This window comes from Amphibacillus sp. MSJ-3 (genome assembly GCF_018919165.1).
In the GTDB taxonomy this organism is placed as follows: domain Bacteria; phylum Bacillota; class Bacilli; order Bacillales; family Amphibacillaceae; genus Amphibacillus.
Window position 1 is genome coordinate 20,903 of record NZ_JAHLQM010000019.1, and the last position, 25,162, is coordinate 46,064.

General features: G+C 35.2%; 29 protein-coding genes. All 29 read left to right on the top strand.

The features are described from left to right. The first annotated feature begins 20 nt into the window (after nucleotides 1–20). Nucleotides 21–1,316: a flagellar hook-length control protein FliK gene (locus tag KQI76_RS07265; protein WP_216399664.1), complete on the top strand. Its 1,296-nt coding sequence runs from the start codon at nucleotides 21–23 to the stop codon at nucleotides 1,314–1,316. 3 nt (nucleotides 1,317–1,319) lie between these two features. After that, on the top strand, nucleotides 1,320–1,769 hold the full coding sequence (gene flgD / locus KQI76_RS07270) for a flagellar hook assembly protein FlgD (protein WP_216399665.1): 450 nt from the start codon (nucleotides 1,320–1,322) through the stop codon (nucleotides 1,767–1,769). 13 nt (nucleotides 1,770–1,782) lie between these two features. After that, nucleotides 1,783–2,157 carry a TIGR02530 family flagellar biosynthesis protein gene (locus KQI76_RS07275; RefSeq protein ID WP_216399666.1) on the top strand — a complete coding sequence of 125 codons (375 nt, stop codon included), beginning with the start codon at nucleotides 1,783–1,785 and terminating at the stop codon, nucleotides 2,155–2,157. Nucleotides 2,158–2,392: 235 nt separating this feature from the next. Further along, a complete protein-coding gene (gene flgG / locus KQI76_RS07280; protein WP_216399667.1) occupies nucleotides 2,393–3,253 on the top strand; it encodes a flagellar basal body rod protein FlgG in 861 nt (286 codons plus the stop codon). A 44-nt stretch (nucleotides 3,254–3,297) separates the two neighbouring features. Then, entirely contained in the window at nucleotides 3,298–3,528 is a 231-nt protein-coding gene (locus KQI76_RS07285; RefSeq protein WP_216399668.1) for a flagellar FlbD family protein, read from the top strand. Next, nucleotides 3,509–3,925: a flagellar basal body-associated FliL family protein gene (locus tag KQI76_RS07290; RefSeq protein WP_216399669.1), complete on the top strand. Its 417-nt coding sequence runs from the start codon at nucleotides 3,509–3,511 to the stop codon at nucleotides 3,923–3,925. Before KQI76_RS07285 ends, KQI76_RS07290 begins: the two co-directional genes overlap by 20 nt. Before the next feature lie 28 nt (nucleotides 3,926–3,953). Beyond that, entirely contained in the window at nucleotides 3,954–4,955 is a 1,002-nt protein-coding gene (fliM, locus tag KQI76_RS07295; protein ID WP_216399670.1) for a flagellar motor switch protein FliM, read from the top strand. Next, the gene (gene fliY / locus KQI76_RS07300; protein ID WP_216399695.1) at nucleotides 4,945–6,102 is read left to right on the top strand and encodes a flagellar motor switch phosphatase FliY; all 1,158 of its coding nucleotides are present in this window, start codon (nucleotides 4,945–4,947) and stop codon (nucleotides 6,100–6,102) included. The genes fliM and fliY overlap by 11 nt, the downstream gene beginning before the upstream one ends. Nucleotides 6,103–6,122: 20 nt before the next feature. Continuing rightward, entirely contained in the window at nucleotides 6,123–6,485 is a 363-nt protein-coding gene (locus KQI76_RS07305; RefSeq protein ID WP_216399671.1) for a response regulator, read from the top strand. 4 nt (nucleotides 6,486–6,489) lie between these two features. Beyond that, nucleotides 6,490–7,155, top strand: a complete 666-nt coding sequence (locus KQI76_RS07310) for a flagellar biosynthetic protein FliO (RefSeq protein WP_216399672.1) — start codon at nucleotides 6,490–6,492, stop codon at nucleotides 7,153–7,155. 2 nt (nucleotides 7,156–7,157) lie between these two features. Then, entirely contained in the window at nucleotides 7,158–7,826 is a 669-nt protein-coding gene (gene fliP, locus KQI76_RS07315) for a flagellar type III secretion system pore protein FliP (protein WP_216399673.1), read from the top strand. A gap of 23 nt (nucleotides 7,827–7,849) precedes the next feature. Beyond that, the gene (gene fliQ / locus KQI76_RS07320; protein ID WP_216399674.1) at nucleotides 7,850–8,119 is read left to right on the top strand and encodes a flagellar biosynthesis protein FliQ; all 270 of its coding nucleotides are present in this window, start codon (nucleotides 7,850–7,852) and stop codon (nucleotides 8,117–8,119) included. Between the two features lie 3 nt (nucleotides 8,120–8,122). Next, the gene (fliR, locus tag KQI76_RS07325) at nucleotides 8,123–8,902 is read left to right on the top strand and encodes a flagellar biosynthetic protein FliR (protein ID WP_216399675.1); all 780 of its coding nucleotides are present in this window, start codon (nucleotides 8,123–8,125) and stop codon (nucleotides 8,900–8,902) included. Nucleotides 8,903–8,904: 2 nt separating this feature from the next. Then, nucleotides 8,905–9,987, top strand: a complete 1,083-nt coding sequence (gene flhB / locus KQI76_RS07330) for a flagellar biosynthesis protein FlhB (protein ID WP_216399676.1) — start codon at nucleotides 8,905–8,907, stop codon at nucleotides 9,985–9,987. A 24-nt stretch (nucleotides 9,988–10,011) separates the two neighbouring features. Then, nucleotides 10,012–12,045: a flagellar biosynthesis protein FlhA gene (flhA, locus tag KQI76_RS07335; RefSeq protein ID WP_216399677.1), complete on the top strand. Its 2,034-nt coding sequence runs from the start codon at nucleotides 10,012–10,014 to the stop codon at nucleotides 12,043–12,045. Next, entirely contained in the window at nucleotides 12,042–13,166 is a 1,125-nt protein-coding gene (gene flhF, locus KQI76_RS07340; protein WP_216399678.1) for a flagellar biosynthesis GTPase FlhF, read from the top strand. Before flhA ends, flhF begins: the two co-directional genes overlap by 4 nt. Beyond that, a complete protein-coding gene (locus tag KQI76_RS07345; RefSeq protein WP_253288857.1) occupies nucleotides 13,153–14,028 on the top strand; it encodes a MinD/ParA family protein in 876 nt (291 codons plus the stop codon). The genes flhF and KQI76_RS07345 overlap by 14 nt, the downstream gene beginning before the upstream one ends. Nucleotides 14,029–14,285: 257 nt before the next feature. Then, nucleotides 14,286–15,359, top strand: a complete 1,074-nt coding sequence (locus KQI76_RS07350) for a protein-glutamate methylesterase/protein-glutamine glutaminase (RefSeq protein WP_216399679.1) — start codon at nucleotides 14,286–14,288, stop codon at nucleotides 15,357–15,359. Nucleotide 15,360: 1 nt separating this feature from the next. Further along, nucleotides 15,361–17,355 (top strand): chemotaxis protein CheA, encoded by a 1,995-nt coding sequence (locus tag KQI76_RS07355; protein ID WP_216399680.1) that lies wholly within the window; start codon nucleotides 15,361–15,363, stop codon nucleotides 17,353–17,355. Nucleotides 17,356–17,372: 17 nt separating this feature from the next. Then, nucleotides 17,373–17,852 carry a chemotaxis protein CheW gene (locus tag KQI76_RS07360; RefSeq protein WP_216399681.1) on the top strand — a complete coding sequence of 160 codons (480 nt, stop codon included), beginning with the start codon at nucleotides 17,373–17,375 and terminating at the stop codon, nucleotides 17,850–17,852. A 2-nt stretch (nucleotides 17,853–17,854) separates the two neighbouring features. After that, the gene (locus KQI76_RS07365; protein ID WP_216399697.1) at nucleotides 17,855–18,490 is read left to right on the top strand and encodes a chemotaxis protein CheC; all 636 of its coding nucleotides are present in this window, start codon (nucleotides 17,855–17,857) and stop codon (nucleotides 18,488–18,490) included. Beyond that, nucleotides 18,487–18,987: a chemotaxis protein CheD gene (locus KQI76_RS07370; RefSeq protein WP_216399682.1), complete on the top strand. Its 501-nt coding sequence runs from the start codon at nucleotides 18,487–18,489 to the stop codon at nucleotides 18,985–18,987. The genes KQI76_RS07365 and KQI76_RS07370 overlap by 4 nt, the downstream gene beginning before the upstream one ends. Nucleotides 18,988–19,050: 63 nt before the next feature. After that, nucleotides 19,051–19,809 (top strand): FliA/WhiG family RNA polymerase sigma factor, encoded by a 759-nt coding sequence (locus KQI76_RS07375; RefSeq protein WP_216399683.1) that lies wholly within the window; start codon nucleotides 19,051–19,053, stop codon nucleotides 19,807–19,809. Nucleotides 19,810–20,072: 263 nt separating this feature from the next. Then, nucleotides 20,073–21,443, top strand: coding sequence for a flagellar assembly protein A (locus KQI76_RS07380; RefSeq protein WP_216399684.1), 1,371 nt, complete (start codon nucleotides 20,073–20,075; stop codon nucleotides 21,441–21,443). Nucleotides 21,444–21,464: 21 nt separating this feature from the next. Further along, nucleotides 21,465–21,776 carry a hypothetical protein gene (locus KQI76_RS07385; RefSeq protein ID WP_216399685.1) on the top strand — a complete coding sequence of 104 codons (312 nt, stop codon included), beginning with the start codon at nucleotides 21,465–21,467 and terminating at the stop codon, nucleotides 21,774–21,776. Between the two features lie 13 nt (nucleotides 21,777–21,789). Beyond that, a complete protein-coding gene (locus tag KQI76_RS07390; RefSeq protein ID WP_216399686.1) occupies nucleotides 21,790–22,251 on the top strand; it encodes a hypothetical protein in 462 nt (153 codons plus the stop codon). 173 nt (nucleotides 22,252–22,424) lie between these two features. Then, on the top strand, nucleotides 22,425–23,183 hold the full coding sequence (rpsB, locus tag KQI76_RS07395; RefSeq protein WP_216399687.1) for a 30S ribosomal protein S2: 759 nt from the start codon (nucleotides 22,425–22,427) through the stop codon (nucleotides 23,181–23,183). Between the two features lie 139 nt (nucleotides 23,184–23,322). Next, on the top strand, nucleotides 23,323–24,207 hold the full coding sequence (gene tsf / locus KQI76_RS07400) for a translation elongation factor Ts (protein WP_216399688.1): 885 nt from the start codon (nucleotides 23,323–23,325) through the stop codon (nucleotides 24,205–24,207). 232 nt (nucleotides 24,208–24,439) lie between these two features. Beyond that, nucleotides 24,440–25,162 carry a UMP kinase gene (gene pyrH / locus KQI76_RS07405; protein WP_216399689.1) on the top strand — a complete coding sequence of 241 codons (723 nt, stop codon included), beginning with the start codon at nucleotides 24,440–24,442 and terminating at the stop codon, nucleotides 25,160–25,162.

Sequence of the window (25,162 nt, forward strand, 5' to 3'; positions counted from 1 at the left end):
TTTTGAAGGGAGGTGAAAGGATGAATATCGATGCGCTACTTTTTACTAGTCAATCGAAACTAGGTCAATCAACACGTTCCATAGTTAGTTCGAGTCATCAAACTTCTTTTGAAGATGTGATTGATCATATCACTGAAAGGAAAATTGATGATCCAGAAATGATCCAATCTGAGGAAGATAAGTTAGCGGGATGGCTAGAAGATTTGTCCGATGAAGAATTGAATTTTTTAGTCGGCTGGTTTGCAGATGAATTTGACCTTGAATTTGATGATAAGGGGCAAGTGATTGCTAAGTTGAAAGAATTTGAGGAGATTGATATCGATCAAGAAAGCCAAGAAATCCAAGTTTTATTTGGACTTATTCAATTATTAGACATCCAGGCTGAGCGAATAGATCATTTCCAGTACGTAACACCAAATCTAAATCCAGTTACCAATTTATCATCGATGGTAAATGATAGCCAGATCAATAACGGCTCTCTCGTGGATGCCCTTAATCAATTAATCAATACTTTCGATGCATTTACACAAGAGGATGCGAAACAATTATTAAATTTATTGAAACAAATGCAAGAACCTAATCAAACATTAACGACTATCCTTGACCAATTGGAAGGAGGGGATAGCAGTAAAACGGATCTGGATATTTTAATAAAGGTTCATGATAATTTTCAAAATAAATTCGCACTAGCTCAGAAGACTAGCTATCAATCGGATACAACGGTGACCTCTAAAGATGTTATTAAGTGGGTTGAAGGGGCAATTGAACAAATAAAGGGACAAGGCGAACAGGAAGGGAATACCTTTGGCCAACTCTTTAGTCAACAAAGAACAGATACAGCCATTGAACAACTTCAAATCCAATTAGCTAATCAGGTTCAAACGCCAGAACAAATGAGTGAAGAACTGATTAGCAAGTTTGAAAAAGCAATTAGTCAAAGCACCTTCTTACAAGGTAAAGATGGTAGTCAGCAATTACTATTGAAATTGGCTCCTGACTCATTAGGTACAATCTTGGTTGAACTTACAGAAATTGATGGTGAAATGCTCGTTAAGTTAACAGCAAGTTCACAAATGGCCAAGGAAGCTTTAGAAGCAAATATTAAGGAGTTACGTCATATGTTTGCCCCACAGAATGTAGTGATTGAGAAACAGGAAAGTCAACCGATTTTTGTTGAACAGCAATCACCATTTGAGCAGCCACAAGACGAACAAGAGTTAAATGAACAAGAACAGCAACAGACACCAAACGAACAAGACCATCATGATGAAGATTCGATTCGTTTTGAAGATGTCTTATTCCAGGAAAGGGTGTAAAATATGACGAAAATTGATCCATCTTATTACTTAAAGAATATAACTAAAAGTGCACCAAGTTCTGAACTTGGAAAAGATGAATTTTTGAAAATACTGATGACCCAAATTCAAAACCAAGATCCTTTAAACCCGATGGATGATCGAGAATTCATCTCTCAAATGACGACATTTTCTTCATTAGAGCAAATGATCAATATGAATGAGTCCATCAGTTTACTTGTTAATAATCAGTTGATGTCACCAGTTATTCAATACAGTCATTTAATTGGTGCAGAAGTTAATTATTATGCAATTGATGAGGAAACTGGCCAAGTTAAAGAACCGAAGGAAATTGAAACAAGTGAAGTTGTCGCAATTAGTGAAAGCAATGGTTATGCAGTTATTGAATTAGAAAATGGCGTGAAAATATACACAGATGAAATATTAAGAATTAATCAACCTTCAAATGATTAGAGGAGGAGATTAAATGGACCATCGCATTCAACAAGTACCAAGTCATGCTTTACTTCAAAATAAACAGCCAAAAATAGTTAAAACAAATTCACAAGCTTCATCGTTTCAAACTGTTTTAGGTCAAACACAAACACAATTAAAGATAAGTAAGCATGCACAAGATCGACTTAATGAGCGGAATATCAATATTTCTAGTGATAAATGGAATGAAATAGCTGATCAGGTAAAGGAAGCAAAGAAAAAGGGGATTACAAATTCATTAGTGATAACAAATGAAGCAACGCTATTAGTCAGTGCAAAAAACCATACGGTTGTAACGGCGTTGGATCGTGATGAGGCAGAAAGTCGGATTTTCACTAATATTAATGGAACCATTTTATTAGATTAAGGCTGGACCTTAACAGGAGGCCATTGACACTGTTGATTGAATGATACAGTAGTCTAATCATGGAGGTTGAAAAGTTAAACAGAAGGACTGATCGAATGATTGCCTGGTCTTGTTTTTTGAGGGAGAGTCATGGATGTAATCATACACGCTCCACCTCACGAGGTTACACTGTTTTGAACTTCTCGGTCCTTTTACCAAACTTTTTAGAACTTCATATAATAGGAGGAATAAATCAATGTTAAGATCAATGTATTCTGGTATTTCTGGAATGAAAGGTTTTCAAACACAATTAGATGTAGTTGGTAATAATATCGCTAACGTCAATACATCAGGTTATAAAAAATCTCGGGTTGCTTTTCAAGATATGATGAGCCAAACCGTTGCTGGTGCTTCAGCTCCAACTGATATTCGTGGTGGGATTAATGCACAGCAAGTTGGTCTGGGTTCTCAAATTGGTGCAATTGATGTGATCCACACACAAGGTAACCGACAAACAACTAACCGGACATTAGACCTTGCTCTAGAAGGGGATGGGATGTTTATTTTTGCGTCCGGTGTTGATGCTGATGCTGAGAGCTATGAGCTAGAAGACGTCAATTTATTGTATTCACGGGCTGGTAACATGTATTTAGATGATAATAATTATATTGTCAACGCTAATGGAGAATACCTTGTTGGTATTGATCCTGAGAGTGGTGAAAAAATTAGAATCCAGATCCCCGAAGATGCGGGTAGCTTTAGTATCCAAGGTAATGGAGTCGTTAATTATGTTGATGAGAATAATGAAACGCAAGTTGCCGGTCAAATTATGTTGGCTAAGTTTGCCAACCCTGGTGGTTTGGAGCAAGTTGGGTCCAATATGTATCGCTCTACAGTTAATGATGGAATGATTGGTGTTGATGGAATTCCTGAGCTGATTGCACCGGAAGAACAAGGGACTGCAGGAATCGTCTCTGGTGCACTTGAGATGTCTAACGTTGATTTAGCAGAAGAATTCACTGATATGATTGTTGCTCAACGTGGTTTCCAGGCTAACACAAGAATTATTACTATATCTGATGAAATCTTACAAGAATTAGTTAACCTTAAGCGATAGATAGGAGGAGGGAGCAGGTTAATTGACTTGCTCCTAAGATAAAAATGATTCAATTGACGAACTTTAACGGCGAAACATTTACATTAAATGCTGTCTATATAGAACGTATCCAGTCATTCCCAGACACGACAATTACTCTATTTAACGGCAAGAAACTAGTTGTGAAAGAATCTGAATTAGAAGTGAGAGCACTATCTACTCAATTTTTTGAGAAAATTGGTTTGGTAGGTTTTCAATTAAAAGTAGGTGAAAAAGATGACGAACAAATCGTTTAAAATTATTTTAACTATTTTAGCGATTATTGCAATCTCTGGTATAGGTGGTATCGTCTATCTCTTAACGAATAATGATGATCCAAATCGTGAACTAACAATAAATGAACAAGTTGAATATGCTTATACAACGGAGGAAATTAACTTAGACTTGGAAGATGATCGATATGTGCAATTACAGTTTAATATATTAACAAATAATAGTGATGCGCGTGATGAAGTAGAATTAAGAGAATTTCAATTTAAAAATCTCTTAATTAAAGAGACGATTGATATGACATCTGAACAACTCCAAGCGGATTTAGACGAGTTTGAAGATACTTTAAAAACAGAAATGAACAATTTAATGGAAGAAGGGGAAATTACCGACATTTTCATTGTGGGTAAAATTGTACAGTAGTATAGCTCCTTTGTAGGAGGTGAGAGCGATGGCAGATGAGATTCTATCTCAAAATGAAATAGATGCGCTATTATCAGCGCTATCTTCAGGAGAAATGGATGCTAATCAATTGAAACAGGAAGAACAAGATCGAAAAGTTCGAGTTTATGATTTTAAAAGGGCACTTCGTTTTTCAAAAGATCAGATTCGAAGTATTTCAAGAATTAATGAAAATTATGCGAGACTTTTAACAACATATTTTTCTGCACAGTTGCGTACCTATGTACATATTTCTGTTGCTTCTGTTGACCAAATCCCGTATGAAGAGTTTATTCGTTCGATTCCAACAATGACGGTACTTAATATTTTTAGTATGGCACCGTTAGATGGGAGAATAATCTTTGAAATTAACCCAAATATCGCTTATGCGATGCTCGATCGTATATTAGGCGGAAGAGGGAGTAGTTTAAACAAAATTGATAATTTAACTGAAATTGAATCGACGATTATGACGAATTTATTTGAAAAGTCGTTGGATAATTTACAAGAGGCTTGGTCTTCAGTAGCCAATATTGACCCGGTATTAGAAGAGTTTGAAGTTAATCCTCAATTTTTACAGCTTGTATCGCCAAATGAAACAGTGGTTGTTGTCTCCTTAAATACAACAATAGGCGAAACTACAGGTATGATTAATATTTGTATTCCACATGTTGTATTGGAACCGATTATGCCAAGACTATCTGTTCACTACTGGATGCAAACTGAAACACAAAAAGAACGTAAGCCAGAAGAATATGAAAATTTAACTGAAAATATTCAATCAACCTTCCTTGATTTAAAAGTTTTACTTGGACAAACAAAGATAACAGTCAGTGATTTTCTACAGATTCAAAAAGGAGATATCCTTCATTTAGATCAATCCATCCATGAACCGTTGGCATTGCAATCTGATGATGAGCGTCTGTACACTGTACAACCAGGTCATAACAAAAACAAGGTTGCCGTTCAAATATTAGAAGAAATTAAGAAGGGGGCACCAGATCATGAATGATGGTATGCTTTCACAAGATGAAATTAATGCACTATTAAATACTGTTGAGGATGAAGAAGTAGAGGATATTAATGAGGATCCTTCAGAAGTCTCCCAAGTCTTATCAGAATTAGAACAAGATACCTTAGGTGAAATTGGTAATATTTCATTTGGTAGTTCAGCAACAACATTAGCTACACTTTTAAACCAAAAAGTTGATATCACAACACCAACAGTTTCATTTGTTAGCCGAAATGAATTAGATAAAGAGTTTCCCAAACCTCATGTTGGAGTAGAAGTGAAGTATACAGACGGTTTTCAAGGTGACAATCTATTTGTCTTGAAAACAGATGACGCACTGGTTATTGCAGACTTAATGCTCGGCGGGGATGGCAAGACAGAAGAAACGAGTTTGAATGATATCTATATGAGTGCGATTCAAGAGGCAATGAATCAAATGATGGGTACCGCTGCAACAAGTATGTCAACGATCTTTTCAAAGCGTGTAGATATATCGCCGCCTTCGACTGTAATGTTAGATGTAACTGAAAAATCTAGTGAAAAATATATTCCGAATGATGATATTTTAATTAAAGTGTCATTTCAATTGAAAATTGGGGAATTGGTTGATTCGAATATCATGCAACTTTTACCTCCTTCTTTCGCAAAAGAAATGGTAGATGGATTACTTAATGCACCAATTTCAGAACCAAAATCAGAGATTATACAAGAAGAAAAATTAAAAAATGAGGCTGTACAGATGAATCAGCATACAAGAACTTATAGTCAAACAGTACAAGAAAACCGGGGAGGCCCACGTCATATTGGTGAGCCAACACAAGCGAATGCAAGTGTTCAAGATGCTCAATTTTCAAGTTTTGAACCATTAGATTTACCAGAAGCTGAGCAGCGTAATTTAGATATGTTATTAGACATTCCACTTCAAGTAACTGTGGAATTAGGTCGTACGAGAAGAGCAGTTAAAGATATATTAGAATTATCATCTGGTTCAATTATCGAACTTGATAAATTAGCAGGTGAGCCTGTAGACATTCATGTAAATAATAAATTAATTGCTCAAGGTGAAGTTGTCGTTATTGATGAGAATTTTGGGGTTCGAGTGACAGATATTATTAGCCAATCTGATCGCTTAAAAAACCTTAAATAAAATGTCTAGGAGGAAGATTGATGGCACATACGGTATTAATTGTTGATGATGCCGCATTTATGCGGATGATGATTAAGGATATTTTATTAAAAAATGGCTTTGAAGTAGTTGGAGAAGCGCAAGATGGTCAGCAAGCTGTTGATAAATATGAAGAATTAAAACCAGACCTTGTCACGATGGATATTACGATGCCTGAAAAGGATGGTATTGCAGCATTAAAGGAAATAAAACAAATTAATCCGAATGCCACGGTAATTATGTGCTCAGCGATGGGTCAACAAACAATGGTTATCGATGCCATTCAGGCAGGTGCGAAGGATTTTGTCGTAAAACCATTTCAGGCTGATCGAGTGATTGAGGCTATTACTAAAGCATTGGATTGATATGATGAAAAAGCTATTATCTTTAATAATACTGTTTTTCTTTACAATAAATGTACTGGTGCTATCAGCTGAAACTAAGGATGATTCCGTTACTGACTTTTTTAATCAGGATCAAACGGACTCAATAGAGCCAGGTAGTGAGGATCAGATTCTTGATCAGGAAGACGGGGGAGAGGATCAACCCCCGTTGCTGAATAATCAAACTCCCAATTTATTTGGATTAATCGTCAAAGTTGTTCTTGTCTTAGCTTTAATTATTGGCTTAATTTATATTTTATTAAAAATATTTAATCAGACGAGTCGATTTAATAAGCAGGGAGAGTCGCTAATAAATTTAGGTGGCCTGTCATTGGGATCGAATAAATCTGTTCAGATGATAAAAGTTGGTGAACAAGTTTATCTTATTGGTGTTGGCGATAATGTTTCTATTTTAACGGAAATAACGGATGAGGATTTTAAACAGCAAGTTCTTGAGAAACGTGAAGCACCATCTTTACCGATTAACGCCCTAGTTAATCAATTTAACATTAAAAAGAGAACAAATAAACCAAATCATCAACAAGCTGAAATTGATGTGAATGATAACTTTGCTGCTTTATTTAAAGGAGAACTCGATACAATGAAAGAGAAGAGAAAAGAAATTAGAGCCAAATTTAAGGAAGAAGAATAACTATGAATGAATTTATTGATATTTTTTCTAGTACTGATCCAGGTACAGTTTCAACAGCTGTCCAATTATTGATCCTATTAACCATTTTCTCTTTGGCACCAAGTATATTAATTCTATTAACTAGTTTTACTAGAATTATTATTGTCTTATCATTTACTAGAACATCTTTGGCAACACAGCAAATGCCACCAAATCAAGTGCTTATTGGAATTGCCTTATTTATTACCTTTTTCATTATGGCGCCAACTTTTCAAGAAATTAATCAAGAAGCCTTGTCACCTTTAATGGATGAGGAAATTGGTTTAGAAGAGGCTTATAATCGTGCAAGTGCACCAATTAAACATTTCATGGCAGACCATACAAGGCAAAATGATTTGCAATTATTTTTAAATTATTCAGATCCGGGGCCTATTGAAACAATTGAAGATATCCCATTAACTGCCCTTGTTCCTGCCTTTGCAATCAGCGAACTTAAAACAGCTTTCACAATGGGCTTCTTAATATTCATTCCTTTTCTAGTCATTGATATGACTGTTGCTAGTATTCTGATGTCAATGGGAATGATGATGTTACCGCCAGTGATGATTTCCTTACCGTTCAAAGTACTGTTGTTTGTATTAGTTGATGGATGGCATTTAATAATAGAGTCTTTATTATCGGGATTTAATTAGCAAGTTAAAAGGGGTTTTGAAGAATGAGTACAGAATTAGTTATTACACTTGCCGAACAAGGAATTTTTACAATATTAATGGTTGCAGGTCCGTTATTGATCCTTGCTTTAGCAGTAGGTCTATTAGTCAGTATTTTTCAGGCAACAACACAAATTCAAGAACAAACATTAGCATTCATTCCGAAAATTGTCGCTGTATTAATAGGAATTGTTTTCTTTGGTCCATGGATGCTAACACAACTTACTCAATTTGCAGCAAATATATTGCAAAATTTAAATCAGTATGTTGGTTAGAATATGTTAACTTTAGTTGATTTGAATTATTTACCTGCATTTTTGCTCATCTTCATTCGGCTTCTTGCATTTGTTGCAACAGTTCCGATTTTTTCGTATCGAAATATACCAAATCCGTTTAAAATTGGATTTGCTTTATTTATGAGTTGGATAATAGTGATTACCATGGATCTTCCAGTTTTAGAGATAGATCTCATGTTTATTGTCTTAATTCTTAAAGAGGTACTTGTTGGTTTAATCATTGGCTTAGTAGCAACTTTAATTTTAACTGCTGTTCAAATTGCTGGTGGCTTTATTGATTTTCAAATGGGATTTGCAATTGCAAACGTGATGGATCCACAGACTGGTGCCCAAGGTCCAATTATCGGCCAATACTTTTATACTTTCGCCTTAATGTTTTTATTAGCTATCGATGGACACCATTTACTTATTAACGGTGCATTTTACAGCTTTGAACTTATTAAACTTGATCAGTTTATCGATTTTTCGAACCCTAATTATATAATAGCTGTTGTCACAATGTTTAATCAAATTTTCCTAATTGCTTTTCAAATGGCTATTCCAATTGTCGGTAGTCTATTTTTAGTTGATGTTGCCTTAGGGATTATCGCTAGAACAGTTCCACAACTTAATGTGTTTGTTGTAGGAATCCCTTTAAAAATAACAGTTTCCTTTTTTTCAATTAGTATATTTATAGTGTTTTATATTAGTTTAGTTAGACGGTTGTTTGGCTATACATTGGATGTTATGGATACCTTTATGCGTATTCTAGGGGGAGTGTAAATATGGAGTGGTTAAGGCTAGACATCCAGTTTTTTTCTGGTGAAAAAACTGAGAAGGCTACACCAAAAAAACGTGAAGATACCCGTAAAAAGGGACAAGTGGCTAAAAGTCAAGATATCAATACAGCAATGCTACTTTTTTTTATGTTTATTACTTTCACAGCAATTGGACCTTATTGGAAGGGGAGATTCACTAACCTTTATATACATGTTTTCACTGAATATTTAACACGACCTTTAACACTTGATCAAATTCATTTAATTTTTATCGATACGTTAATTTATATTGGTGTAACAATTGCTCCGATTATGGGGGTAGCCATTGTCGTTGGGATTGCATCAAACCTTATGCAATTTGGCTTCTTATATACAACCGAACCCTTACAAATAAAGTTGGAAAAGCTTAATCCAATCGCGGGTGCAAAACGAATCTTTTCTATCCGTGCAATTGTTGAACTAATTAAATCTTTATTAAAAATTACTGTTGTTGGTGCTGTTACTTTTTCTGTATTATGGGACAGCAAAGATGAAATTTTAATGCAAGCACAAACTGATTTAAATGGCGCACTTAGTTTTTTTGGTTCAACAACTACACGAATGGGTCTTTCTGCATCGATCGCTTTATTAGTATTAGGAGTTTTAGATTATGCTTATCAACGTTTTGATTACGAGAAGAATATTCGAATGTCAAAGCATGATATTAAAGAAGAGTACAAAAATATTGAAGGTAATCCTTTAATTAAATCAAAAATGAAGGAAAACCAACGCCAGATGGCGATGCGACGGATGATGAGTGAAATACCCCATGCAGATGTCGTCATAACCAACCCAACGCACTATGCTGTTGCAATAAAATATGATGAATCAGAGGCTGATGCTCCCTATGTTGTTGCTAAAGGTGCAGATTATGTCGCTTTTAAAATCCGCGAAATTGCTCAAAAAAACAAAGTCAGTATAGTTGAAAATCGCCCTTTAGCAAGAGCATTATATGCTAATATTGAAATTGGACAAGTTATAGATGAATCGTTTTATCAAGCTGTAGCAGAGGTTTTAGCTTATGTTTATCAGGTTGATCAAAGGGCATAGTACAGCTTGTAAGGAGAGAAAAAAATGAAAGTAAAAGATATTTCAGTCTTATTATTTGTGATTGTTATTATTGTTATGCTAATTGTGCCATTACCAGGATGGTTATTAAGTATTCTTATTTTAATGAATATTTCCATATCATTGATTGTTATATTAGTTGCAATGAATGCAACTGAACCCCTACAGTTTTCAGTTTTGCCATCATTATTGTTAGTTATAACCTTACTACGCTTAGGATTAAATGTATCAACAACACGCTCGATTTTAGCTGAAGCAGATGCAGGTAATGTTATCGATACATTCGGGACATTTGTTATTGGGAGTAATCCGTTAGTAGGGTTCGTTGTCTTTATCATATTAGTCATTGTTCAATTTTTAGTCATTACTAAAGGGAGCGAACGGGTATCTGAGGTTGGTGCCCGATTTACTTTGGATGCTATGCCAGGTAAACAAATGAGTATTGATGCCGATTTAAATGCTGGATTAATTAATGAACAACAAGCAAAAGAGCGGAGAAGTAAAATTGAAAGAGAAGCCGACTTTTATGGTGCTATGGATGGGGCCAGTAAGTTTATTAAGGGAGATGCGATTGCTAGTATCATAATCGTTATTATTAATATTGTTTTTGGAATTATTATAGGCATGCTTCAAATGGGGATGGACTTTAATGAGGCAATTTCAACCTATATGAACTTGACTGTTGGTGATGGTCTGGTAACTCAAATACCGGCCTTATTAATCTCTACTGCAACTGGTATTATTGTCACTCGAGCAGCTTCAGAAGATAATTTAAGTAGTGATGTTACCACACAATTACTACAGTTTCCTAAATTATTATACATAGCTGGCGGGACGATATTCTTGTTAGGTTTAACACCAATTAACTTTTGGTTAACGACTGGAATTTCAGCTATTTTATTCACAGGTGCTTACCTACTTGATCGTCCTAAGGAAGAAATAGCGATTGATCAAGCAACGGTTGAAGATGAAGAAGCAACCAGACAGATGGAATCACAAGAACATGTTGTTGATCTGATTAGTATGGATCCCATTGAATTTGAATTTGGTTATTCATTAATTCCACTTGTTGATGCGAGTCAAGGTGGCGATCTAATGGATCGGATTGTAATGATTCGTAGACAGTTGGCTATCGAATTAGGGATTGTTATTCCTGTTGTTCGAATTCGGGATAATATTCAATTACCGCCAAATGCCTATCAATTGAAAATAAAGGGTAACGAAGTGGCAAGTGGTGAATTAATGCTTGATCATTACCTAGCCATGACACCAGGTATAGAAGGAGATGATTTTGAAGGGATTGAAACGACCGAACCAGCTTTTGGTTTGCCTGCTAAATGGATCAGTGAAGATGTGAAGGATGAAGCAGAATTGTCCGGATATACAGTTGTTGATCCACCGTCAGTTGTCTCTACCCATATAACAGAGGTTATAAAGAAACATTCTCACTTATTATTAGGTCGACAGGAAACGAAACAATTAATTGATCACTTAAAAGAATCATATCCTATTTTAGTTGAAGAAGTTACACCAGAGCCATTGAGTATAGGAGAGATCCAAAAAGTCTTATCCAAACTACTCCGTGAGCAAGTGTCTATTCGTAACCTTCCTGTTATCTTTGAATCATTGGCTGATTTCGGGAAAATGACAAATGATCCAGAGCTATTAGGAGAATATGCTAGACAATCCTTGGCATCACAAATTACTAAGCAATACATTACTGATTCAAGATCATTACGTGTGATTACTGTATCAGGTGAAGTTGAACAAATGATAGCAGATCATGTTCAGCAGACTGAACATGGCAATTACCTAGCGATAGATCCAGAAAGTCAGCAGAAAATTATCAGTTCAGTAACTGAAAAAGTAGAAAAGGTTTCATTGCAAGAAGAGACACCAATTATTTTATGTTCACCAACGATTAGAATGTATCTGAAACAACTTTTAGATCGCTTTTTACCAGAGGTGGTCGTATTATCCTATAATGAATTAGAGCCAGATCTTGATGTTCAAAGTATTGGGGTGGTGAAAGCTGGATGAAGGTAAGAAAATACATTGCACCTAGTATGCCAGAAGCACTTGAAAAAGTGAGGAATGAATTTGGTGAAGATGCAGTTATTCTAAGTTCAAAGGTGATTTATACAGGAGGCTTTTTAGGTTTATTTAAAAAACGAAATATTGAAGTTGTTGCGGCATATGAACCTCGTACGATTAAGCCGTCTTCAATTGAAAAACAACAAACAAACATACAATATAAAAATAAGTTTCCTGAGTTAGGAATAGACAAACAACAGCAAATCGTACTTGAAGAGCTAAGATCATTACGAAAGTGGATGGAAAAAACGACAGATCATTCAGAAAAAAGTTTTCCAGTTGCCTTTCAATCTGTAAAAGAGCTACTTATTCATCATGAAGTTGAAAATCATTTAGCTGATCAGGTGATAGCTAATGTTCTTCAACAAGTAAAGCAAACAGACCTTACCTTTCAAGAGGCGAAACAAGTGGTAAAGCAATATTTGGTAGAGTTATTTACTCAATTTAATTGTGGAGCGTTTGATTATCAGAAAAAATTTATTCATCTTGTTGGTCCGACAGGTGTGGGGAAGACAACGACTATTGCTAAACTAGCAGCAAATAGCATGATTAAAGATGGGAAGAAAGTTGCCTTAATCACAACAGATACTTATCGAATTGCTGCAATTGAGCAATTAAAAACATATTCAAATATTTTAGATATTCCTTTAGAAATTGCATACACAATGGAAGATTATCAAAAAGCGAGATTGAAATTTCAAGAATATGATCTTGTTTTTGTTGATACTGCTGGTCGTAATTTCCGTGATCCTAAATATATTGCAGAGTTAGGGAAAGTTGTAGACCTTGAACATGATATTGAAACATATTTGGTACTATCTTTAACGACGAAAGCACGCGATTTAACGACTTTATTTAATCAGTTTAAAAACATTCCAATTAAAAGGCTAATTTTCACTAAGACTGATGAAACAAGTTCTTATGGAGCCATTTTAAATCTTGTCTATGAACGTCAAATAGGCATCGCTTATCTAACAAATGGCCAAAATGTCCCTGATGACATTAATAAAGCAACCCCGACTCTATTGGCTAATTTATTAATGAAATTAGATGATGATCATGATTAATGACCAAGCATCTAGTCTGCGACGGAAAATGGAGCAAATTAATAATAGCAAAAAACATGCTAAAACAATTTCTGTAGTTAGTGGCAAAGGTGGTGTAGGAAAATCAAATTTCACACTTAATTTTGCTTTAAAACTAAGTGAACAGAAGAAATCAGTTCTAATCATTGATTTAGATATAGGAATGGGAAACATTGATATATTATTAGGTCTACAAGCTAAATATTCCATTGTGCAAATGTACGAGAATAGCCTATCCATTCAGGATATCATTGAAGAAGGGCCTAATTCTATCTCATACATAGCTGCCGGATCGGGGCTTTCTAAAATTTTTACCATGAATGAAGCAATGCTTAATTATTTTCTAGACGAATTTAGCACGATTACAAGTGATTTCGATTATATATTTTTTGATATGGGGGCCGGAGCAAGTGATGACAGTCTTTCGTTTATACTTGCAACCGACGAATGTATTGTTGTGACAACACCAGAACCAACGGCAATGATGGATGCGTACGCCATGATCAAACATATTCATCAAAAGAATCCCAATCTCCCCTTTTATTTGTTAATCAATCGGGCGAGTTCAATCGAAGAGGGGAAGCGGGTCATTCAGAAATTGCAAAAAGTATCGGAACATTTTTTAGCGAAATCAATTACTGCATTGGGTGTTTTACCATATGATAAAAAAGTAGCAAAGGCTGTGATTGCTCAAGTACCATTTACCTTATATGATCCACAAGCCCTAGCTTCTAGAACGATTGCTCAACTGGTTAATCAATACTTAACAAATACAATTAACATTGATAAAAAGGCACCATCATCATTTATTAGTAAATTGAAAAGATTATCGCAGTTTAACTGATTCTCAATCCTTTCCACAAGAAGAATAAAGGAACTGGGTATGACAGGTAGAAATCTACATTCGGTAGAAACTTGAATAGCTCATTTAATAAATATCTTAGTAAGGACGAGTAACCGTATAAGCTATGCCAGGAAATGTTTATATCATAAGCGTAACTATTTTTCTTGTTCTGAGTCTTGGTTCCAGTCCTAGTCAGTGGTAGGGGGAAAATATCCTACTGAGTGAAGATTCACTTTTTCGTAGAAAGGTAGATGAATGTGGAGAAAATAAAAGTACTAGTGGTCGATGATTCTGCATTTATGAGGAAGATGATTTCGAGTATTTTAGAATCGCATTTTCAAATTATAGTTGTTGGGACGGCTAGAAATGGTATTGATGCGCTTAAAAAAATAGATGATTTAGATCCTGATGTTATCACACTAGATATAGAAATGCCAGAAATGGACGGATTAACACTTCTAGCGAAGATCATGAGAGAAAAGCCCCGCCCAGTGATCATGCTTTCTAGCTTGACAAAAGATGGTGCAGATAAAACATTTGAGTCAATGGAACTAGGAGCTGTTGATTTTATTGCCAAACCTTCAGGCTCTATATCACTAAACATTAAGGAAAAGGAAACCGAGATTATAAGTAAGGTCTTACAGGCAACTAAAGCAAAAATTGATATATTTAGAGATTCCGCAAAAAATTTTGAACATAACAAGCAGTTTTATGATAAAATAGAATCAGGACTAAAGAATGATAAAAAATGTATCATAGGTATTGGAACGTCAACTGGTGGTCCACGTGCATTACAACAAGTCATCACAAGATTACCTGAGAATATACCAGCCCCTATTGCCATTGTTCAACATATGCCTGCTGGTTTTACTGAATCTTTAGCCAAACGCTTGGATCAACTGTCACATGTAAATGTTTGTGAAGTAAAAGATGGTGAGAGGTTAGAAAATGGAAAAGCTTATATCGCACCAGGTGGCTATCAATTTAGAGTGATTGATACACCAAGTGGATTACGAGCGAAAGTAACAAAAGAAGAGAGTAGAAATGGTCATCAACCCTCTGTTGATGTATTATTTGAATCTTTAGCTGCCTTACCAAAACATCAATTATTAGCTGTCATCATGACTGGAATGGGTGCAGATGGGGTAAACGGTTTAATTGAAATGAAAAGAAGAAAGAAAAATACAATCATATTATCTGAGGCGGAGAAAACATGCGTTGTCTACGGTATGCCAAAGGTAGCGGAGAGAACAAATCTAGTTGACTTTGTCGTTGAACTACCAGATATTGCAGATACGATTGTAAATCAATTGAAAATAAGAGGTGAATAGGATGGAAGTAAATGAATACCTTGATGTTTTTATTGAGGAAAGTAAAGAACATATCCAATCTTTAAATGACCATTTATTAGAATTAGAGAAAAGCCCCGAGAACATCGAAATCATCAATGAAATATTTAGATCTGCTCATACCTTAAAAGGGATGTCCGCAACTATGGGGTATCAGGACTTAGCTAATTTAACACATAATATGGAGAATGTTCTTGATGCCGTGCGAAATAGAAAATTGACACTAAATGTTGATACGATTGATGTTATTTTTAATGCTGTTGATGCTTTAGAATCAATGGTATTTGATATTATTGATGGTGGTGAAGGAAAAAAGGATGTTACCAATCTAGTTAGGAAACTAGATGCTATTGAAAATGGAGAGCTGAATGTCTCGAATTCATCAAGTGAGACAAAAGCATCTGTTAGTGAAGTTAGCAATATTCAAGAAGGATTAGATCAATTTGAATTAACTGTTCTACAACAATCTAAAGAAAGAGGCTTCAATAATTATCAAGTCACTGTGCAATTACAAGAAAGCTGTCTCTTAAAGGCGGCCCGCGTTTATATGGTTTTTGAAATTTTTGAACAAATTGGTGAAGTCATTAAATCAACACCATCCGTAACTGAATTGGAGAATGAGAATTTCGGATATAAATTTACAGTTATTCTTGTCACAAAAGATATGGCTGATGCTGTCGAGCAAAAAATTATGAAAGTCTCAGAAATTGAAAAAGTAACAGTGAGTGAACTAGAAATCAGTCAAAATAATGGTGGCATTGAATCCCAAACAGATGAGGCTGAAGAAGGTGCAGTTAAAAAGGAAAAGGCAAAATCACATCAGCACCTAACAAGTAAAACGATCCGGGTTAATATTGATCGACTGGATACACTGATGAATTTATTTGAAGAATTAGTGACAGATAGAGGAAGACTTGAACAAATTGCAAATACCTTACGAAATAGTGAGCTTCAAGAAACAGTTGAACGAATAACACGAATTTCAGGTGATTTACAAAATATTATTTTAAATATGCGAATGGTTCCAATTGATCAAGTATTCAATCGTTTCCCAAGAATGGTCCGTCAGCTAACAAGAGATTTAAATAAAGATGTTGAGCTACAAATAATTGGAGCTGAAACTGAACTTGATCGTACCGTAATTGACGAAATAGGAGATCCTCTTGTTCATCTTATTCGTAATGCATTAGATCATGGAATTGAGACGCCAGAGGTGCGTAAGGCAAATGGTAAATCTGAAAAAGGGATATTAAAATTAAGTGCTTATCATAGTGGGAACCATGTGTTTATTGAAATATCAGATGATGGTGCTGGAATTAACCGCGATAAAGTCTTAGCTAAAGCAATAGCTAATGGTTTAGCAACAAAAGAACAAGCCGCTCATTTCACAGACCAGCAAGTCTACCATTTAATTATGGAAAGTGGTTTTTCAACAGCTGATCAGATATCTGATATTTCTGGGCGAGGTGTCGGTCTGGATGTAGTTAAGAATACGATTGAATCACTAGGTGGATCAATTTCAATTGATTCTGACTTTGGAAATGGTTCAACATTCTTAATTAAACTACCTTTAACTTTATCTATTATTTCGGTAATGTTAACAGAAGTACAGGATGAAAAATATGGGATTCCACTATCCTCAATTATTGAAACTGCCATTGTACATAAAGACGAGGTTATGTCAGCTCATAATAAACAAGTGATAGATTTTAGAGGAAAGGTTGTCCCACTTGTTTCATTGCAGAAAGTATTTGACGTTCCTGGTGAAGGAGAAACGGGAGATTATTATTCGGTTGTTATTATTCGACAAGGTGATAAAATGACCGGCTTGATCGTTGATTCATTTATTGGGCAACAAGAAGTTGTACTAAAATCACTTGGAAATTATTTAACGGATATTTTCGCCATTTCAGGAGCTACAATACTGGGTGATGGACAAGTTGCCTTGATTGTTGATACGAATGCATTAATTAAATAGTAGGGGAGGTCATCTCAATGGTTGAGACTACAAGAGAAAGTGTTAAGTCTATTGTATTTCAATTAAATGATGAAGAATATGCTATGCCTGTTGAGCTAGTTGGGGCAATTGAACGGATGATGCATATCACGCGGATACCAGGGACACCTGATTTTGTCAAAGGTGTTTTTAATCTACGTGGTGTTGTGACACCTTTGATTGATTTAAGATTGCGTTTTGGTTTCGAAGAACAAGAATATACCGATAGTACCCGAACAATTATTATTCATCATCAGAATATGGATGTTGGTTTAATTGTTGATGCAGCCTATGATGTTGTTGATATTCCGATCGATTCTATTGAACCGGCACCAGAAGTGGTGGGCACTGTGCAGATTGATTATATCGATGGTGTGGCTAAATTCGGAGATCGGTTACTTATTTTATTAAACATCGATGAAATTCTAACTAAGAGTGCTTTAGAAGTTCACTTTGATAATAAAGAGAAGCTGGTGTGAGTATGTCATTTATTGATTCATTATCAGATGATCAATTAGATGCCTTAAAAGAAGTGGGGAATATTGGGTCGGGAAATGCGGCAACATCACTATCAATGCTGTTAGGTTGCAAAATTGATATGAAAATACCGGCTATACGTATTGTTGATTATAATGAGATGATGGATTTAGTTGGCGGTGCCGAGACAATTATTGTCTCTGTATTCTTGCGCATCGAAGGAGATACACCAGGCAATATGTTTTTTGTTTTAACTCCCGAAGAAGCAAGTCATTTTGTCAAACAGATGACCGATCGACCTAATTTTTCAGTTCTAGAAACACCATGTGATGAGATGGCATTTTCAGCTTTACAAGAGGCAGGGAATATCTTAGCCGGTTCTTATTTATCGGCCTTATCAGATTTTATTGAACTTTCAATACAGCCATCCGTCCCCATTTTGACGATCGATATGGCTGGTGCGATATTAGCTGAGGGTTTAATGGAACTTTCTCAAGTGAGTGATTATGCCATTATAATCGAAACAATTATTGATTATCATGGTGAGAATAAACAACAAATCAAAGGACACTTCTTTTTGTTGCCAGATCCAGATTCTTTCTCAAAAATTTTTAATAAATTAGGTGTGGCAGATCAGTGAAAGTCTTAGAATGTAAAGTAATTAAGGTAGGGATTGCCGATTTAAAATTTGTCAAAGCACCAAATACAATTAGAACATCAGGATTGGGATCATGTGTAGGTGTGGTTGTCTACGATACTGCAATGGGAATTGCCGGTATGGCGCATGTCATGTTACCAGATTCTAAATCAGCTAAGAAGTTGAATTTTAACCAATACAAATATGCCGATACAGTTCTTCCAATATTAATTGAAACCTTAATAAATGATGGTGCAAGAAAGTTTGCCCTAAAAGCAAAAATTGCTGGTGGGGCACAAATGTTTTCTTTTAGTTCGAAAAATGACATGCTCCGAGTTGGTGAACGAAATGTTGAAGCGGTAAAGAGAATTCTTGAAGAATATCGTATCCCTATTATTGCCGAAGATGTGTATGGGAGTAGTGGGCGAACAATCGAGTTCTCTCCAGAAACATCTGAGCTTCATATCCGAACAGTCAGTCAAGCCACAAAGGTAGTATAGTCTATATTTTATTGCTAAATAAATGAGTTAGTTATCAAATAATAATGAAAGCGGGGTGATTGGATGGTAGTTAAAGAGAAGGCAATCGATCAACTTTGGGAAAAATGGACAGAACAGAAAGATGCAGAAATAACCAATCAACTCGTTGAACATTATTTATACCTAGTTGATTATCACACTCAACGTATTTCTAGTCATCTACCTAGTAATATTCAGCGTGACGAAATAAGAAGTTTGGGGTTATTTGGATTATATGATGCTTTGCAGAAGTTTGACTATGAGCGAGAATTGAAGTTTGATACTTATGCCTCTTTCAGAATTCGTGGAGCAATTATGGATGGATTAAGAAAAGAAGACTGGCTTCCTAGATCAACAAGAGAGAGGGCCAAAAAGATAGAGCAAGCATCTAATGAATTAACTCAACAGCTGCAAAGAAAGCCAAGTTCGGAGGAGATTGCCAATTTTTTAAAGATCTCAACTGACGAAGTAGAAACAAGCTATAAAGATGTCCTTTTCGCTAACTTATTATCAATTGAACAAAAATCTGGTGATGATTCAGACGATCATAGAGAAGGTATTGGATATAAAATTATTGATAATAAACAACTATCGCCAGAAGAACAACTCTTACAGGAAGAAGATTATTCAGAATTAGCAGAGTCTATAAAAAAGTTAAATAGAAATGAACAATTGGTTATTAGTTTATTTTATCAAGAAGAATTAACATTTACTGAGATTGGACAGGTCCTTTCTTTAACGACATCACGAATTTCTCAAATTCATAAACAGGCAATCTTCAAGTTGAAAGAAGCACTATCATAAATTAGAAGTCACATATCAATGAATAGAATTACCCCACCTTAACTGGCTATAGACATCCTTTAAAGAACTTCTGAGAAAGTGCTGAATGGATAAGTAGAAGATAAAGGTTAGAAAAGCCCGATGATTCATCGAGATCGTCCTAACAAAAGGGAATAGTTAATCCGTTAAGGAAGGAAGCGATTACTAATATTATGTATGAGCTTCAAAAAAAATTAATCATTATTGATTTCAATGAGACTTCACCAAAAAAAGGAGAATGATTGATGTTAGATTTAAATGATTATTTTACATTGCTTGTATCCGAGGATCAAATGATCGCATCCATTCAAATACTTGATGAATATAGTGTGGGGGATTTTACCGAACAAGACCTTATTAATTGGTTGAAAAGTATGAAGGTGACTTATGGGTTAAATGAAGAGACAATAAAAAAAGTTATTAGTCAATCTGATTCATCAATGTTTCCGATGAATATTGCAGAAGGGAAAGAACCGAGGCACGGCGTTGATGGTACAATTGATTTTGTTTGTGATCGTGATGATTATTTTAAAATAGATGAAAAAAGAGATTTTCGTGATATTAAGAGGATTCCCTCATTGGAGATAGATGAAAAAATTGCAATCGTTACAGATCCAATTGATGGCAAGGTAGGATATAATATCTTCGGTAAAAAACTACCAGCTAAAAGGGCACGACCAGTAAAAATGAAGGCAGGAAAGAATGTCCTTTTTAATAAAGAGGAAAATACTTTTTATTCAACAGTAGCTGGAAAATTAAGTGTAACAGGTAGTCAAATTCATGTGCATAATACATACGAGATCAATGAAGACCTTTCAATGAAAACAGGAAACATTAATTTTATTGGTTCTGTTATTATTCGGGGAAATGTTCCTGCGGGCTATCGAGTTGAGGCTGAAGGAGACATTCACATTTTTGGTTTAGTTGAGGCAAGTCTGATTAAGGCATCTGGAAATGTCACAATAACTGAGGGAATTGCAGGACTAAAAAAAGGAAGGATTTATGCTGGTGGAGATGTCAAAATTGGTTATATTAATCAGGCTAAGGTAGAAGCGGAGAATAATATTATCGTCCAAAATTCAATTATGCATAGCAATTGTGTTGCTAAAGAGCATATCTATTGTCATTCGGGTAGTATCATTGGAGGGGTTTGCTCTGCCGGAAAGACAATCCAAGCAAATGAAGTCGGTAATAAAATGGATACGAAAACTGAAATATCAATTAGTGTTGATCAAGAACAGTTTCAACAAGAAAACTATTATAATGCAGCAAGAAAAACACTAATTAATGAATTAGATAAACTAAAAAGATTAGGTGATAATCTTGCGAGAAAATCAAAATCAGAGCATGGTTTATCATCAAAAGAACGGATTTTACTTTTAAAGCAAAGAAACACGATGAAGGTTACAAAAAGTAAACTCGATAAAATTGAAGAACAAATAGAATCGCTTAAGGTACAGATTGGTGATGAAGACAAAGCACGATTAATTGTCAAAAAGATCATTTATCCAAATGTAGATCTTCGATTTGGTAAATATCAGATAACAACGGATCGGACTTACAAGTATACTCAGGTTTATATCGATGATGGAGAAATTAAAATAAATTCTCTTTAAAGTTGGAAGGATGTGTTCATTGTGAGTTGGAAAGCCGTTGAGATGCAAGTTGCTTTGCCACGAACTCAAGATGCAGGCCGAATACAAGAACAAATTCAACAACGCGGGCAATTTATGCAAGATATTATTTCGCAGGCCCAATTGCAATCAGAAGAAACAAAACGTAGAACAATCTCAGATTTAGAACGAAGCTATCAATTAAAAAATGATAAAGCTAATAAGGAAAAATCCAAGCACGATGGTAAACCGATTTCGAAGAAAGATAAGCAAACAGAGTATCAGATGAAGGTAGATCATCCGTATCTGGGAAAAAGAATTGATATCAACAGTTAAGAGGGATTAAGAGATGATTTATTTAATATTGATCAGTTTTCTGATCCATGTCATAACATTGGTGATGATTAAACAGTTAAAAGAAAAACTTAATCAACCACGTGAAGATAAAGAAGTGCTAGCTCAGCAGCAAAAGCAAATCGAGGATCTTTTAGCCGTATATTTGCTTGAAATAAGAGAAGAAAATGAAAAATTAATCGATATAATTAACCGAAGCCATCAAGAAACATCATCACATCTTGAAACGGAAGATAGACCAATCGAAGCTGAATTAGATTTAACAGCCGATAAGTATCAAGATTATCAACCGATTGTACCAGACGATCGAGAAGATATTATTGAGCAATCATTTGTGGCCCAGGTGCTTTCTTTATATGAAAAAGGTGATACACCTGAGGTAATCGCAAAAAAATTAAATCGAGGCAAAACGGAAATTGAACTATTGATCAAATTTCATCAAAGTAAAAAGAAATAAATCTAGCTAAAATAATTCCTTGCCTGTCACACTTCATTGTGGTATAGTTACTTGTGGTGTTAATTACACACGCTTATGGATAATAGAAAGGGTGCTAATGAACAAGATTTGTTAGTTTTTCTATCAATATGAAATAAGCGGAGGAAAAAAACCAAATTAGGAGGAAAGTTAAGATGGCTGTTATTTCAATGAAACAATTGCTTGAAGCTGGTGTACATTTCGGACATCAAACACGTCGTTGGAATCCAAAAATGAAGAAATACATTTTTACGGAAAGAAACGGCATTTATATTATTGACTTACAAAAAACTGTGAAAAAGGTTGATGAAGCGTATAACTTCATCAGAGAAGTTGCAGAAAACGGTGGTACTGTATTATTTGTGGGTACCAAAAAACAAGCCCAAGAATCGATCAAAGAAGAAGCGATCCGTTCTGGACAATATTACATTAACCAACGCTGGCTAGGTGGTACACTTACTAACTTTGGTACAATCCGTAAACGTATTGACCGATTGAAAGATATCGAACGTATGGAAGAGGATGGTACATTTGATGTATTACCTAAAAAAGAAACAGTTGAATTATTAAAGGAAAAAGATCGTTTAGTTAAGTTTTTAGGTGGTATTAAAGACATGAAAACCATCCCAGATGCGTTATTCATTGTCGATCCACGTAAAGAACGTATTGCTGTAGCAGAAGCAAATAAATTAAATATTCCTATCGTCGGAATTGTAGATACAAACTGTGATCCTGATGAAATTGATTATGTTATCCCTGCAAACGATGATGCAATTCGCGCAGTTAAATTATTAACTGCAAAAATGGCTGATGCTATTTTAGAAGTTAAACAGGGTGAAGAGACTGAAGAAGTAGAAGAAGTAGAAGCAACAGAAGAAGCGTCAACTGAAGATATTGCAGTTGAACAAGAATAACAAAGGTTACAGAGGTGATAAGAGGGGAACCTTTTATCACCTTTTCTACGATATTAGTGATATAAATCTTATTAAATATGTTAAAGACTAAGCTTGAAAAAGCATTTGTTTACTTAATCATAATAAGGAGGAAATTTAAATGACAGTAACAGCAAGTATGGTAAAAGAATTGCGTGAAAAAACTGGTGCAGGAATGATGGATTGTAAGAAAGCTTTACAAGAAACAAATGGTGACATGGATAAAGCAAGTGATTATTTACGTGAAAAGGGAATTTCAAATGCAGCCAAGAAAGCAAACCGTATTGCTGCTGAAGGTGCTGCTTATACATTAATTGAAGGTAATACAGCTGTCTTACTAGAAGTGAACTGTGAGACAGACTTTGTGACGAAGAACGATCAATTTAAAGATCTTTTACATGAGCTAGCAAAACATTTACTCTCAAATAAACCATCAAATGTAGAAGAAGCATTAAGTCAACCACTTAATGGTGACGGCGATACAGTTGAAACATTTATTAATAAAAATGTTGCGACAATTGGTGAAAAAATCACTTTGCGTCGTTTTGTTATCGCGGAAAAAACAGATGCTGATGCTTTTGGAGCCTATATTCACATGGGAGGTACAATTGGTGCCTTAACAGTAGTAGAGGGTACAACAGATGATGCCTTTGCAAAAGACATTGCTATGCATATCGCTGCGGTAAATCCTCGTTTTGTGTCACGTGATGCTGTTGATGCAGAAATAGTTGAAAAAGAAAGAGAAGTATTAAAACAACAAGCACTAAACGAAGGTAAACCGGAAAAAATTGTTGAAAAAATGGTTGAAGGTCGCCTGGGTAAATTCTTTGAAGAGATTTGTTTACTAGAACAAAATTTTGTCAAAGATCCAGATGTTAAAGTGAAAAAACTTATTGCCGATAAAGGGGCAACAATTCAAACATTTACACGTTACCAAGTAGGAGAAGGTATTGAAAAACGCGAAGAAAACTTTGCTGAAGAAGTACGCAACCAAATGAAAAACTAAACTACTAAATGTAGCGGTAGTGTGGAAAGGGAGCACATCGTGTTCCCTTTTCTTACACGATCTAATGTATAGCATTAATCACTTTTAAGAAAGGAACAGACTTAAATTTAGGAGACAAAAGATATATCTACAATTATCTCCTACTGAGTGAAGATTCACTATATTGCAAAGAATTGTTTCCTATTAAAAGTTAGTGTAAGATATAAGTAAATTCTACATAATGGAGGTTAACATGACGAAAGCGCACTATAAAAGAATTGTACTAAAATTAAGCGGAGAAGCATTAAGTGGTGAACTTGGTTACGGTCTTGAACCAAAAATTATCCAATCGATTGCCAAGCAAGTTAAAGAAGTTGCCGATCTAGGTGTTGAAGTTGCTATTGTCGTTGGCGGCGGGAATATTTGGCGTGGTAAGGTAGGTAGTGAGATGGGAATGGATCGCGCAAATGCTGACTATATGGGCATGCTAGCAACAATTATGAATTCACTGGCGCTACAAGATAGTTTGGAAAACCTCGGTATTGAAACGCGTGTTCAGACATCAATTGAAATGCGACAAGTTGCAGAACCCTATATTAGGAGAAAAGCAATTCGCCATTTAGAAAAGGGACGCGTCGTCATATTTGCCGCCGGAACGGGCAATCCTTATTTTTCTACAGATACAACCGCTGCATTACGAGCTGCTGAAATTGATGCCGAAGTGATCTTAATGGCTAAGAATAATGTTGATGGCGTTTACACTGCTGATCCTAAAGTAGACCCTCATGCAGAGAAATATGAGCAACTCACTTATATGCAAGTACTTAATGAAGAACTAGGCGTAATGGATTCAACGGCATCATCCTTATGTATGGATAATGATTTACCACTATTAGTTTTTTCAATTTCCAAAGAAGGTAATATTAAAAAGGCCGTTTTAGGTGAAAAAATCGGTACAATTGTAAAGGGGAAATGA

Bases quoted from the DNA above. Each gene is read 5' to 3' on its own strand.
- KQI76_RS07365 (WP_216399697.1), top strand. From the start codon at position 17,855: ATGTCATTTATTGATTCATTATCAGATGATCAATTAGATGCCTTAAAA.
- fliP (WP_216399673.1), top strand. From the start codon at position 7,158: ATGAATGAATTTATTGATATTTTTTCTAGTACTGATCCAGGTACAGTT.
- fliR (WP_216399675.1), top strand. From the start codon at position 8,123: ATGTTAACTTTAGTTGATTTGAATTATTTACCTGCATTTTTGCTCATC.
- tsf (WP_216399688.1), top strand. From the start codon at position 23,323: ATGACAGTAACAGCAAGTATGGTAAAAGAATTGCGTGAAAAAACTGGT.
- KQI76_RS07345 (WP_253288857.1), top strand. From the start codon at position 13,153: ATGATCATGATTAATGACCAAGCATCTAGTCTGCGACGGAAAATGGAG.
- fliM (WP_216399670.1), top strand. From the start codon at position 3,954: ATGGCAGATGAGATTCTATCTCAAAATGAAATAGATGCGCTATTATCA.
- KQI76_RS07360 (WP_216399681.1), top strand. From the start codon at position 17,373: ATGGTTGAGACTACAAGAGAAAGTGTTAAGTCTATTGTATTTCAATTA.
- KQI76_RS07380 (WP_216399684.1), top strand. From the start codon at position 20,073: ATGTTAGATTTAAATGATTATTTTACATTGCTTGTATCCGAGGATCAA.
- KQI76_RS07265 (WP_216399664.1), top strand. From the start codon at position 21: ATGAATATCGATGCGCTACTTTTTACTAGTCAATCGAAACTAGGTCAA.
- KQI76_RS07290 (WP_216399669.1), top strand. From the start codon at position 3,509: ATGACGAACAAATCGTTTAAAATTATTTTAACTATTTTAGCGATTATT.
- KQI76_RS07355 (WP_216399680.1), top strand. From the start codon at position 15,361: ATGGAAGTAAATGAATACCTTGATGTTTTTATTGAGGAAAGTAAAGAA.
- KQI76_RS07275 (WP_216399666.1), top strand. From the start codon at position 1,783: ATGGACCATCGCATTCAACAAGTACCAAGTCATGCTTTACTTCAAAAT.
- flhB (WP_216399676.1), top strand. From the start codon at position 8,905: ATGGAGTGGTTAAGGCTAGACATCCAGTTTTTTTCTGGTGAAAAAACT.
- KQI76_RS07390 (WP_216399686.1), top strand. From the start codon at position 21,790: ATGATTTATTTAATATTGATCAGTTTTCTGATCCATGTCATAACATTG.
- KQI76_RS07375 (WP_216399683.1), top strand. From the start codon at position 19,051: ATGGTAGTTAAAGAGAAGGCAATCGATCAACTTTGGGAAAAATGGACA.
- flgG (WP_216399667.1), top strand. From the start codon at position 2,393: ATGTTAAGATCAATGTATTCTGGTATTTCTGGAATGAAAGGTTTTCAA.
- flhF (WP_216399678.1), top strand. From the start codon at position 12,042: ATGAAGGTAAGAAAATACATTGCACCTAGTATGCCAGAAGCACTTGAA.
- fliQ (WP_216399674.1), top strand. From the start codon at position 7,850: ATGAGTACAGAATTAGTTATTACACTTGCCGAACAAGGAATTTTTACA.
- pyrH (WP_216399689.1), top strand. From the start codon at position 24,440: ATGACGAAAGCGCACTATAAAAGAATTGTACTAAAATTAAGCGGAGAA.
- rpsB (WP_216399687.1), top strand. From the start codon at position 22,425: ATGGCTGTTATTTCAATGAAACAATTGCTTGAAGCTGGTGTACATTTC.
- flhA (WP_216399677.1), top strand. From the start codon at position 10,012: ATGAAAGTAAAAGATATTTCAGTCTTATTATTTGTGATTGTTATTATT.
- KQI76_RS07285 (WP_216399668.1), top strand. From the start codon at position 3,298: ATGATTCAATTGACGAACTTTAACGGCGAAACATTTACATTAAATGCT.
- flgD (WP_216399665.1), top strand. From the start codon at position 1,320: ATGACGAAAATTGATCCATCTTATTACTTAAAGAATATAACTAAAAGT.
- KQI76_RS07305 (WP_216399671.1), top strand. From the start codon at position 6,123: ATGGCACATACGGTATTAATTGTTGATGATGCCGCATTTATGCGGATG.
- KQI76_RS07310 (WP_216399672.1), top strand. From the start codon at position 6,490: ATGAAAAAGCTATTATCTTTAATAATACTGTTTTTCTTTACAATAAAT.